This is a genomic window from Dolichospermum lemmermannii CS-548 (assembly GCF_028330815.1).
In the GTDB taxonomy this organism is placed as follows: Bacteria; Cyanobacteriota; Cyanobacteriia; order Cyanobacteriales; family Nostocaceae; genus Dolichospermum; species Dolichospermum lemmermannii.
This window is the reverse complement of record NZ_JAQMTJ010000314.1, coordinates 17946-28783: the sequence shown is the minus strand read 5'-3', so window position 1 is coordinate 28783 and position 10838 is coordinate 17946. Positions and strand designations below refer to the sequence as shown.

Below are 10838 nucleotides of genomic sequence, written 5' to 3'. Positions count from 1 at the left end.
GGAGTCAGGAGTCAGGAGTCAGGAGTCAGGAGTCAGGAGTCAGGAGTCAGGAGTCAGGAGTCAGGAGTCAGGAGGAAGAAAGAAGGAAGAAGGAAGGAGGAAGAAAGAAGAAGGAGGAAGAAAGAAGAAGGAGGAAGAAAGAAGAAGGAGGAAGAAAGAAGGAAGAAGGAGAAAATGCTTTTTATTGTCAACGAATTTGGACGTTAATTTTATAAGTTTTTAACGGTAGAATATTTCTTTCCCAGGGACGTAAATAGTGAAGTTCTAGCATGGTTAAGCCCGAATTTTGGGCTAAAAACCGGAAAACTTGATTTTCAGATGCTCCTGGGGCTTCTGCTTCTATTGGTTTTAATACTGAATCTCCCAAAGATTTGAGTTTATCAGGATCATTTTTAATAATTTGCCAACTATAGCCTGTTCCTGGGTTGGTTAACAATTCAACAATCATAATATTACCTTTTTGAATAATAATCTGACTGTTATTGTTAGTATCGTTGACAGTGATTTCTGAGTTAGACATGGGAGGAGTAGCAGCATTACTAACTTGAAAAATAATGGTCAAGGTAGTTAGCAGAGAAATAATCAAAAAGACTCGCTTGGTAAAAGTCATAATTTTAATCTACCTTGTCGAGTGAATTCAAAAAAATCAATTTAGGTTAGATAAAACTTGCGCTTTACCCAACCTAAAATCAAAAAATTATCGAGAGATGTTTTTGGAATTAACTTTAATTAATTCTGGATTGATTTGGAAGATGTTGATTTTTTTCAACAAGTCAGGAGACAATTTATAGAAGTTGCTTCTGGCTTGAGTCCAAGCTGCGCCATAACCGATGCTATTACTGTTATAACCAATCCACATATAACCATTGTCACCCCAACCTGTACCCCAAGAATTTTTGATTAACCAAGCTTGTTTTTGATCATCCCAACCAATGAGGGTGACACCATGATTAATAGGTCCTTGTGCTTGTTCGTTAAATACGCCGCTAACATAACCTTGGAAAGCAGGAGTAACTCGCACAGCAACTGTTAATGGTCCATATTTACACATGGCCAGTTTCATTTCTGCAACTGTGGGAATTCCACCATCAGGTTTAACATATCCCCAGGCTATGGAACGGTAGGGAGTGTCTATGCTGGGGTTGTAGGGATTATTGGTGGCGGTATAGGGTACAGTAGCTTCGGTAGCTGTGCCTTTGCTAATGAGATAATCAAATGCTTTAGACCACCAACCACCACCACAACTACCTGAACCACCCCAGTTGATAATTTGCTGTTCTGAAGCATCAGCAGCAGTGTTATTCCGAATTAGATTACTACCTTCGTATGCTCCCAAGGTAGCAAATGCCCAACAACTGCCGCAACCTCCTTGGTTCCGAACTGGGGTAACTTTATTGAAAGTCCGCCAATCAAAGGATTTTGCGGAAGCAAAGCAGCCACGAGCTTTAATTAATTGTAATTCAGGGATTACTCCTGGATTAATGCGTTCAAATTTTTCGCGTTCGGCTAAATCAATATTTAAGATTTGTGCAGCAACGGCATTTTGGATATTAGCCTGTGTTGGTAAATCATCTGGTGCTTTGGTGGTGGCTAGTTGCTCTAGTTTATAATCTAAGGCTGTGGTGTAACCTACCTCAAAAGTTAGATTTTTTGACTGGATATCACGGCGTAATTCCAGTATTTGATTTTTAATGATTAAGGGAGCTTTTTGTTCTCGTTCAAGATAAAGGGGATTGATTTTTATTTGAGATAAATTTTTCTCTACAGTTTGAGAAGCGGGAATTCTTATTTGGCGTTGAATTGGTTGAGCAAAAGCTATGTTTTGGAAGATTCCCAAACTCAATAAAGCCGCACTAGATATTTGCAGAAATTTGGAATTTTTCATCAAATTAAATTATCCTCAAACTTATTAGTTAAGGTTTAGTCTGTTTTTTTTAAAGAGTTTTTTTTACCCATTGATGGGTATGGCTGTTGACTTGTGGTTTATAGATTTAGTTCCCAATATTTTTGGTCATTGGTAATTGGGAAGAACCATTTTTTTGTTGATATTCTTCCCTCTTGCTTCTTCCCTAACTCTTATCTTCCTAATTTATTGGGAATTCCTTCACAACCACCGGGAATTGTCCGTCTGGTTTTTTCTCCACACCAGGTACAGCAATAGTAACGGGTAGATTCGGACATTCTTTGAGCATTGGTGAAGTCGGCATTTTCCACAACTGCGCCGGTGTGTTCTCCTGTTTCGTAGTTGGGTGGTTCGGTGCGACTGCGGGGGGATGCCTGTTCTAGTAAACCATAAAATAGGCGCACTCCGTTTAAGTCAGCGTTGGTCAAATTGGCATCATATAAGATTGTGCGGGAAAGGTTGGCTTTGACTAAATCGCAATTGCTGAGATTAGCACGAATGAGGTTGGCTTCACTTAAATCTGTCCAGCGCAAATCATTGTCGGCTAAATCTGCACCTGCTAACATGACACCTAAGTCAATGACGCGCACTCCTTCTAAACGATCTTCGGCATAACCACCACTACCATCTAGAATAGCTCTTCCTAGTCGGCGATCGCGCTGGAGAGGAGAGAGTAATTTGGAACGGGAAAGAAACCGCAGAATTTTGGCTTTACCACTGCCATCTACACTACTAAATATAGCAGCGGTGCGTCCTTCAGCGATCGCTCTTTCTTGCGGCCAGTCTTCTAATAATCCTTCTTCATCTAATACTAAATCGGAAACTCCTTGAAAGTAGGAGTCTATGGTTTGTTGTTGGGTAATGATATTTTGCTGTACAGTCAGGAGGTTTTGTTGGATAGTTAAGTCTTTGGAAATTACATATTGTCGCCATGCTACATAAACGGCGATAATGGCAATGGCAATTTGTCCCAATGCTCCAAACCATTCTGCTAAAGTACCAGAGGCATCCCAGTTAACTCTTCTTCCCCAACGCAGTAAGCCACTACCTAAATTAGTAAATCTGAATAAGCCAATTATTCCGACTATTACTCCTATTAAACCCACAAATACATTTCTATCTTGAGGTGAAAACCACTCTTGGATCACATTTCGCAACCACGGAAAGAGGATGAACAGTGATAACGCTAAGGTTGCCAAAGTTCCCAAAATGCCCAGAAATGAGTTATTAATGACAATACTAATGATAGTTGTGGCGATCGCCAAACTAGTGAATAATAAAATTCTGGGGGTGATAGCAGTTTGCAGGCTGGAGTTGCTCTCAACCAGAACCGCAGTTCCTTTGATCATATTTGTCTTGAAGGCAGATTGTCCAGATATTTGTTTTTTTTCTAATCCTTCTGTTAGTAATAAGTGATCACTACCACCAGTTTCTAATTCATCTTCTTGATTTATTTCTGAGTTAGATGAGTCAGGTTCAATTGTCATAATTTTTATTTTCCTACCATCGTCTCACTATAAATTTCCACGCCGTAAAAATACTTACATTTACAGTATTATATACTTCTAATACCAAATTAAGATGAAGCTGGATAAAATCAGATTTTTAGAATATTTGACCGCAGATAAACGCAGATAAACGCAGATAAATACCAATGATTATGATTCTGTGTCTCCATTAAGCAACAAGCAGGCAATTTTATCACAGATCATTTAAAATTTTTGTGTGGGATGATTCTTTTTTAGGGTCAGTAACCCAGATTGATCTAGTTCAGCTAAGTTTGTACTTACCAATAATTGATTTATTGACTACGAGTATGGTATTGTATTCATAACTTCTGATGAAAACCTTATCCAAATCTTCATCTTGAGTTTACATAATCAAACAACAATTAAGCACAATTAGTTGATTTTGATACGACTTTTAACTTCCCATCAGTTTTAGGATAATTGTATGATTTTTGTAGGTGCAGTATGGTAATTTGGCGACAATTAATTGCCTCTAGTTTAATCAGTTTTTTGGCGATTGGCTGTAGTGATTTGGCAAATTCTTCACCAGATAATACCAAACAAGTTGTTCAAGAAAGCAATGTCAATCAACTAATTACAGAGGTACAAGATAGTCAAAAAGCAGAAAATTTATTACTACAGGGAAATGGCTTGTTAGATACCCATCGTTATCAAGAAGCTTTAGGGGTATATAATCAGGTGATAGCTATTAAAACCGATAGTGCGGAGACTTGGGTAAATCGCGGCAATGCTTTGATTGCGTTGCAACAGTATCCAGAAGCTGTAGAATCTTATGATAAGGCGATCGCTATTCGCCCAAATAAAGATGAAGCTTGGTACAATCGTGGTAATGCTTTAACGGCTTTACGAAATTACGAAGAGGCTGTAAGATCTTATAATGAAGCGATCGCTATTCACTCTAATAAACATGAGGCTTGGATTAACCGAGGCATTGCTCTGACTAAATTACAACGCTACAAAGAAGCTTTAGCATCTTATAATCAAGCAATTACTATCCAGCCTAATTTGCATCAAGCATATTATAACAAAGCTTGTAATTATGCCTTACAAAATAATCTAGAACTAGCAATTGATAACCTCAAAAAAGCTATTCAATTTGTCCCCAAAAAATATCAAAACTTAGCGAAAACTGACCCGGATTTTGATAAAATTCGGGGTGAACAGCGGTTTCAAGCATTATTACAATAACGAAAATAGTTAATTCTGCGCTATCAAACACCACTTCTTCTTCTTCTTCTTCTTCTTCTTCCTGACTCGGTGACTCCTGACTCGGTGACTCCTGACTCGGTGACTCCTGACTCGGTGACTCCTGACTCCTGACTCCTGACTCCTCCCCTATGTCACAACTTCAACGCATTACTATTCATCCCCAGCAAGTTCAAGCCAACCAGCTTTTATTAACACCTCAACAACAACATTATTTGCTGCGGGTATTGCGCTTGCGAGATGGTGATAAATTTATTGTCATGGATGGTATGGGGAAATGGTGGTTAGCGCGGTTACAAGGGGAACAGGGAGAGGTTTTAGAACCGCTGGAGGTAAAAACTGAATTACCTGTGGCTATTACCTTGATGATGGCATTACCAAAGGGAAATGGATTTGATGAAATTGTCCGGTGTTGTACGGAGTTAGGAGTAACTTCTATTGCACCTGTTTTGAGCGATCGCACCCTATTAAATCCCAGTCCCCAAAAACTAGAACGCTGGCAGCGCATAGCTTCAGAAGCCGCTGAACAGTCAGAACGGGCTGTTGTTCCCACCATCCTCCAACCCGTAGCTTTCAACACTGCCATAAAAGAAACTACTGCCACTCATCGTTATATCTGTGAAGCCCGTGGGGATTATCCTCATCTACAGCAGGTAATCAATAAAACTGCAAATGAGATAATTATTGCCATTGGACCAGAAGGAGGTTGGACAAATCAAGAACTAGAAATAGCCATAGCATCAGGATTTCAGCCCATTTCCTTGGGTCGTCGGATTCTTCGCGCAGTCACCGCGCCCATAGTTGCGATATCTTTAATAGCAGCATATTTTGAATGATCTCCTTAAAACCGTCAAAACAACATCTGATTATTTTTACCCGCTACCCAGAACCAGGGAAAACAAAAACCCGGTTAATACCTGCTTTGGGTGATGTTGGTGCTGCTAATTTACAAAAGCAGATGACTGAAGATACTATTTCTCAGGTTAAGGAATTACAAAAAATGTCTAAGACATCTGTAGAAATACGGTTTACGGGTGGCGATTTACAAGTAATGGTAAATTGGTTAGGAAATGATTTACTATATCAATTTCAAGGTGAGGGAGATTTAGGTAAAAGAATGGAGCGATCGCTAATCAATGCGTTTAATCAAAAAGCAGAACGAGTCATCATCATTGGTACAGACTGCCCTGATCTAAACTCGCAAATTTTAATAACCGCTTTCGAGCAATTAGAGGTTTTTAATCTTGTCCTGGGTCCAGCCCTGGACGGTGGTTATTATTTAATTGGATTACAACAACCAATAGCCGAATTATTTATGAATATTTCCTGGGGAACTGCTCAAGTATTCGTAAAAACAGTAGAAATTGCTCAAAAGTTAAATTTATCAATTGCCTATCTGCAATCTTTAGCAGATATTGATCGTCCAGAGGATCTTAACCCCTAAACTGTTTTCCTTGACAAATTATTGTTATTTATTCAGGAAAAAATTTGATACACTAACCTTCTATCAAACATCCGCCTAAAGTCTGATTTTAAAGAAACTATGTTTAAATTCCCTCAAGTATTTCCCGTATTAGGTTTACCAGTGCATATAATGAGTAATTATCCAAACTGGTTATTAGATTGCTTAAAAGCAGGTCAAGGGACTCATGTAGTCACCCTCAATGCCGAAATGACTATGCAAGCAGAGCGCAATCTCCCATTAGCAAAAATCATTAAAAATGCTGAATTAGTTATTCCCGACGGCGCAGGAGTAGTTCTCTATTTACAATATTTATTAGGACAAAAAGTGCAACGGTTTCCCGGAATTGAATTAGCAGAAAGCCTTTTACAAATAATAGATCAAGAACAAACATCTGCTTCAATATTTTTCTATGGAGGCGCACCAGGAATAGCCGAAAAAGCAGCAGATTTATGGGAAAAACAACTTCCCACTCTCAAAATATCCGGCACACATTCTGGTTATCATTCCCCAGCAGAAGAACAACAGTTATTGCAAACTCTGACTCAACTACAGCCACAAGTAATATTTGTTGGTTTGGGAGTACCACGTCAAGAATTATGGATTGCTGAACACCGTCATTTGTGTCCTCACTCCATTTGGGTAGGTGTTGGTGGTAGTTTTGATATTTGGTCAGGAAGAAAAACTCGCGCTCCCCGTTGGTTAGCAAACAATAATTTAGAATGGCTATATAGACTATATCAAGAACCTTGGCGGTGGCAACGAATGTTAGCCTTACCAGAGTTCGTTTACAAATCCTTGATTTATCGTTGGACTAGGAAAGATGTTAATCGTTGGGAGTTCTGAGTTCAACAGCAATACGAAAACAGTTCACAACGAAGAACGACAAACTCAACCGCGGCGATCTACTTTTTGGACTGTAATTACCTTTGTATGGCGATGGATCAAAAGTGATTTTTGCAAATTTGGCTAAAAGTCCACACACCATACACAAGCGTTGACGGGTTCTAGTATCTGGTTTTGTAGATAAGATTGCTTGTCTACAAATTTCTGCATCTAAAATTTTATCGACCGGTAAAATTTTAAAAACAGTTTGATATTCTACTTGCCAAGTTGTCTCAGTTTTAAAATTTCTTTCTCTCCTATTGAAATAATCTTTCTCGAAATCTAATATCAAACTGCCGATAGTTTTCACGTTATCAGGGATAACGATGTAATCAGCCCAATCAAAAGTTTTTGCATCAAGTCGAATACTTAATTTTTTAGCCTCACGTTCCGAAATTTTTACTCCTTCATTATTAGCTGATGTAATACTAATTTTCTGTTGATAGGGTTTGCTTTTACTAGATGAAGGTTTTGGGGGTAATGTGGCTCTGAGATACAATTTACTCCCAATCTGCTCAATAGTTACCCCAAAACAATTTGCTTTTAATCTGCCGTTGGCTTCTCTAATTCGTTGGTTAATGTCTCCCATAAATAATAGGTCAATTTGTCTAACTTCTGCGGTAATATCTTTGCTGGTTTCTACTTCTCCATAAGGTGTTAATAGTTCTGTTAGATATTGTTTTGCAAATTGATCATGTATAAAGCGAGTCATGTGATTTTAATTCCTGTTTCCATCCTGTTCATCCTTTAATTCTGGATAAGTAGGTTAGCATTAAAAATTGTCGTTATGGCACTAGGCAAGAGGCAATACTTCGACTTCGCTCAGTAACCAAAGGCAAAAGGCAAGAGTGAAGAGGGTTTGGGCGATTTTACTTTTCTTTACACAGATTGGTTTTATTGTGTTCACCTACTTATCCTGATTCTGAGAGTTTCTAAGGAATTTTATTCCTTGTTAATTGGTAAAGGTGCAGGTTTAACTAAAAATTGAGAAACTTTACCATTACGATCTACTTGCACTTGGAGAGGAATACCAATTTTACTATTTTCTACTAATTTTTGGACTTCATCAACTTTCAAAACTGGTTGATTATTAATACTCTTTATAACATCTCCTGGACGCAATCCAGAAACCGCTGCGGGTGAATTAGCAACAATCCTGATTAAGAGAATTCCTTCATTTGCAGATAAATTTATTTTATCGCCAAATCTGGCAATGATTTTTTCCTTAACTTCAGGTGTGAGTGTGACCATTTGTATGCCTAAATAGGGATGATCAACTCTACCTTTAGCAATTATTTCCTCAGCAATTTTTTGGGCAGTATTAATAGGAATGGCAAATCCTAAACCTTGAGCGCCTTGAATAATTGCTGTATTCATCCCAATGACTTCACCACGGTAATTTAGTAATGGTCCACCGGAGTTCCCAGGATTAATTGCTGCATCTGTTTGCAGATAATCAACACGCTTATCACTTGCACCGATATCACTACTAGAACGATCTGTGGCGCTGATAATTCCAGAGGTGACAGTATTATTTAAACCCAAGGGATTACCAATAGCGATAACGGCTTCTCCTGGTTGCAAAGTATCCGACTTACCTAAAGCTAGGGTGGGTAAGTTATTAGCTTCAATTTGAATTACAGCCACATCTGTTACCGCATCTTCACCTAATACCTTACCTTTAAAAGTCCGGCCATCTTTGAGAGTAACTGTAACTAAATCAGCACCGTCGACAACGTGGGAATTAGTTAAAATTTGCCCAGATGAATTAATGATAAATCCCGAACCGCTACCTCTTTCTACTCTTTCTCTTTGTTGAGAAGGGATTCTATTGCCAAAAAAGCCGCGAAAAAAGGGATCAGAAAATTCGTCTGGTGCTTGAGTGGTAACGGTTCTCGTTGAATCAATGCGAACAACTGCACCTCCTACTTTTTGTACGACTTTGACAACAAAGTTAGGATCTCCAGAAGCGGAAAAAATCGCGGGAGGAGCAATTTCTGTGGTGGGTGCAGTAGTTTTTTGTGATTGAGCATGACTAGGTTCTATTTCTGAGGTGGTTTTCTTGAGGCTGGTACAACCTCCCAGCATGAAAACTGCTACACCACAGACTGCAATCCATTTTTTCCCTTTATTTCCCAAGTTTTGGCGTAAAAATCTAGTATTAATATTTTTAGCTGCTAGGTTATAATTATTGATCTTCATCATGTGATTATTGCTCCGTATTCGTTAGTAGTGCTAGGATACTGGCTACCTGGTTTTTATCAGGATAATTATATAGCCTCCTATTTGATTTATGTATCTTTAGAGTAGTTCAGATTCCCGACTTCTTTTTTGGCTTGTAAATAAATTATGAATTGAAATCAGAAGTTGAGGATCTTATTGTATGTGATTACAAATTAGGAATTAGGAATTACGGATAAAGGTGGCGTTAATGGAAATTCCCATAGATGGTTTGTGGAATCATGTATTAGAGCGTTTACAGTTAGAGTTAGCTCCTCCTACCTTTGAAACTTGGATTAAGACAGCTAAAGCACAGCAGCTAGAAAACAACTGTTTGGTAATATATGCTCCTAATCCTTTTGCTCGCAATTGGCTGCAAAAATATTACATTCATACTATTGCTAATGTAGTCCAAGATATTGTGGGTTATCCCATCGAAATTTATATTACTGTAGTTGAAGATGAGGAAGTTTCTCATTTGGGTAAACAGGAACTGGGGGGGGAATTACCAGCAATAAATCATATTTTGGCAAATACTCCGATAAATACGCAAAAGACTTCAGATCTAAATTCTAAATATGTTTTTTCGCGGTTCGTTGTCGGCGCTAACAATCGCATGGCTCATGCTGCTTCTTTAGCTGTAGCCGAATATCCGGGGAGGGAATTCAATCCATTATTTTTATGTGGTGGTGTGGGTTTGGGGAAAACTCACTTAATGCAAGCTATTGGTAATTATCGCTGGGAAATCTGTCCTAATTCTAAGATATTTTATGTGTCTACGGAGCAGTTTACAAATGATTTAATTACTGCTATTCGTCAAGATAGTATGCAAACTTTCCGCGAACATTATCGGGCTGCTGATATGTTGTTAGTTGATGATATTCAATTTTTGGAGGGGAAGGAATATACTCAAGAGGAATTTTTTCATACTTTTAATACTTTACATGAGGCAGGTAAGCAAGTTGTAATTGCTTCAGATCGTCCTCCTAATCAAATTCCCAGTTTACAAGAACGGTTGTGTTCCCGGTTTTCTATGGGGCTAATTGCGGATATTCAAACCCCTGATTTAGAAACCAGAATGGCGATTTTGCAGAAAAAAGCTGAATATGAAAATATTCGTTTACCACGGGAGGTAGTTGAATATATTGCTTCTAATTGTACTTCTAATATCCGTGAGTTGGAAGGGGCATTAATTCGGGCTTTGGCTTATATTTCTATTTGGGGTTTACCTATGACTGTGGAAAATCTTGCTCCCATTCTCGGAACTCCTAGCCAGAAAATAGCCACAACTCCAGAGATAATCTTAAATATAGTCGCTGATGCTTTAAATGTTTCTATTGAGGACTTAAAAAGTAATTCCCGTCGTCGGGAAATTAGTTGGGCTAGACAAATCGGAATGTATTTAATGCGACAACTTACAAATTTGAGTTTACCCAAAATAGGGGAGGAGTTTGGTGGTAAAGATCATACGACGGTGATGTATAGTTGTGAAAAGATTACCCAGTTACAAGAAAGTGATCAGAGTTTAGTTCAAACTTTACACCAATTGAGCGATCGCATTCAAATGGCGACTCGTTCCCTAAAATAGAATTAATTTTCTGGATGTTTTCCACAACCAAGAAACTAATTTATC

The 10838-nt window shown here is 38.4% G+C and carries 10 protein-coding genes and 1 pseudogene; 6 read left to right on the top strand and 5 right to left on the bottom strand.

Annotation, left to right across the window (positions count from 1 at the left end; translation table 11 throughout):
* A pseudogene (locus PN450_RS22545) lies at positions 1 to 207 on the top strand (hypothetical protein); the annotation flags it as partial.
* On the opposite strand, the gene PN450_RS22540 reads toward PN450_RS22545, so the two are convergent.
* The 3 genes from PN450_RS22540 to PN450_RS22530 all read right to left on the bottom strand — a co-directional run bounded on the left by PN450_RS22540 (position 188) and on the right by PN450_RS22530 (position 3390).
* Positions 188 to 610 (bottom strand): protease inhibitor I42 family protein, encoded by a 423-nt coding sequence (locus tag PN450_RS22540; RefSeq protein ID WP_271837616.1) that lies wholly within the window; start codon positions 608 to 610, stop codon positions 188 to 190. The pseudogene PN450_RS22545 and the gene PN450_RS22540 overlap by 20 nt on opposite strands.
* A gap of 87 nt (positions 611 to 697) precedes the next feature.
* Positions 698 to 1885: a C1 family peptidase gene (locus PN450_RS22535; RefSeq protein ID WP_271837615.1), complete on the bottom strand. Its 1188-nt coding sequence runs from the start codon at positions 1883 to 1885 to the stop codon at positions 698 to 700.
* Positions 1886 to 2076: 191 nt separating this feature from the next.
* Complete coding sequence (locus PN450_RS22530; RefSeq protein ID WP_148766496.1) at positions 2077 to 3390, bottom strand: pentapeptide repeat-containing protein; 1314 nt, start codon at positions 3388 to 3390, stop codon at positions 2077 to 2079.
* Positions 3391 to 3876: 486 nt separating this feature from the next.
* Between PN450_RS22530 and PN450_RS22525 the strand changes: the two genes are divergently transcribed.
* From PN450_RS22525 to PN450_RS22510, 4 genes are all read left to right on the top strand, one after another.
* On the top strand, positions 3877 to 4620 hold the full coding sequence (locus PN450_RS22525; RefSeq protein WP_271837614.1) for a tetratricopeptide repeat protein: 744 nt from the start codon (positions 3877 to 3879) through the stop codon (positions 4618 to 4620).
* 149 nt (positions 4621 to 4769) lie between these two features.
* Positions 4770 to 5474 (top strand): 16S rRNA (uracil(1498)-N(3))-methyltransferase, encoded by a 705-nt coding sequence (locus PN450_RS22520; protein ID WP_271837613.1) that lies wholly within the window; start codon positions 4770 to 4772, stop codon positions 5472 to 5474.
* Complete coding sequence (locus tag PN450_RS22515; protein WP_271837612.1) at positions 5471 to 6082, top strand: TIGR04282 family arsenosugar biosynthesis glycosyltransferase; 612 nt, start codon at positions 5471 to 5473, stop codon at positions 6080 to 6082. Before PN450_RS22520 ends, PN450_RS22515 begins: the two co-directional genes overlap by 4 nt.
* A 99-nt stretch (positions 6083 to 6181) precedes the next feature.
* Positions 6182 to 6946, top strand: coding sequence for a WecB/TagA/CpsF family glycosyltransferase (locus PN450_RS22510; RefSeq protein ID WP_271837611.1), 765 nt, complete (start codon positions 6182 to 6184; stop codon positions 6944 to 6946).
* Here PN450_RS22510 and PN450_RS22505 read toward each other — a convergent pair.
* Together PN450_RS22505 and PN450_RS22500 are read right to left on the bottom strand one after the other, a co-directional pair.
* A complete protein-coding gene (locus PN450_RS22505) occupies positions 6927 to 7697 on the bottom strand; it encodes a hypothetical protein (protein WP_271837610.1) in 771 nt (256 codons plus the stop codon). The two genes, PN450_RS22510 and PN450_RS22505, sit on opposite strands and share 20 nt — an antisense overlap.
* A 230-nt stretch (positions 7698 to 7927) precedes the next feature.
* Positions 7928 to 9190: an HhoA/HhoB/HtrA family serine endopeptidase gene (locus PN450_RS22500; RefSeq protein WP_417033766.1), complete on the bottom strand. Its 1263-nt coding sequence runs from the start codon at positions 9188 to 9190 to the stop codon at positions 7928 to 7930.
* A 226-nt stretch (positions 9191 to 9416) separates the two neighbouring features.
* Here PN450_RS22500 and dnaA point away from each other — a divergent pair, with 226 nt between their 5' ends.
* A complete protein-coding gene (gene dnaA, locus PN450_RS22495; protein WP_271837609.1) occupies positions 9417 to 10793 on the top strand; it encodes a chromosomal replication initiator protein DnaA in 1377 nt (458 codons plus the stop codon).
* Positions 10794 to 10838: the final 45 nt, after the last annotated feature.

What these genes read in the sequence shown, in the direction of transcription:
- PN450_RS22540 (WP_271837616.1), bottom strand. Translation starts at nt 610, where the DNA reads ATGACTTTTACCAAGCGAGTCTTTTTGATTATTTCTCTGCTAACTACC.
- PN450_RS22500 (WP_417033766.1), bottom strand. Translation starts at nt 9,190, where the DNA reads ATGATGAAGATCAATAATTATAACCTAGCAGCTAAAAATATTAATACT.
- PN450_RS22510 (WP_271837611.1), top strand. Translation starts at nt 6,182, where the DNA reads ATGTTTAAATTCCCTCAAGTATTTCCCGTATTAGGTTTACCAGTGCAT.
- PN450_RS22535 (WP_271837615.1), bottom strand. Translation starts at nt 1,885, where the DNA reads ATGAAAAATTCCAAATTTCTGCAAATATCTAGTGCGGCTTTATTGAGT.
- PN450_RS22505 (WP_271837610.1), bottom strand. Translation starts at nt 7,697, where the DNA reads ATGACTCGCTTTATACATGATCAATTTGCAAAACAATATCTAACAGAA.
- PN450_RS22520 (WP_271837613.1), top strand. Translation starts at nt 4,770, where the DNA reads ATGTCACAACTTCAACGCATTACTATTCATCCCCAGCAAGTTCAAGCC.
- dnaA (WP_271837609.1), top strand. Translation starts at nt 9,417, where the DNA reads ATGGAAATTCCCATAGATGGTTTGTGGAATCATGTATTAGAGCGTTTA.
- PN450_RS22525 (WP_271837614.1), top strand. Translation starts at nt 3,877, where the DNA reads ATGGTAATTTGGCGACAATTAATTGCCTCTAGTTTAATCAGTTTTTTG.
- PN450_RS22530 (WP_148766496.1), bottom strand. Translation starts at nt 3,390, where the DNA reads ATGACAATTGAACCTGACTCATCTAACTCAGAAATAAATCAAGAAGAT.
- PN450_RS22515 (WP_271837612.1), top strand. Translation starts at nt 5,471, where the DNA reads ATGATCTCCTTAAAACCGTCAAAACAACATCTGATTATTTTTACCCGC.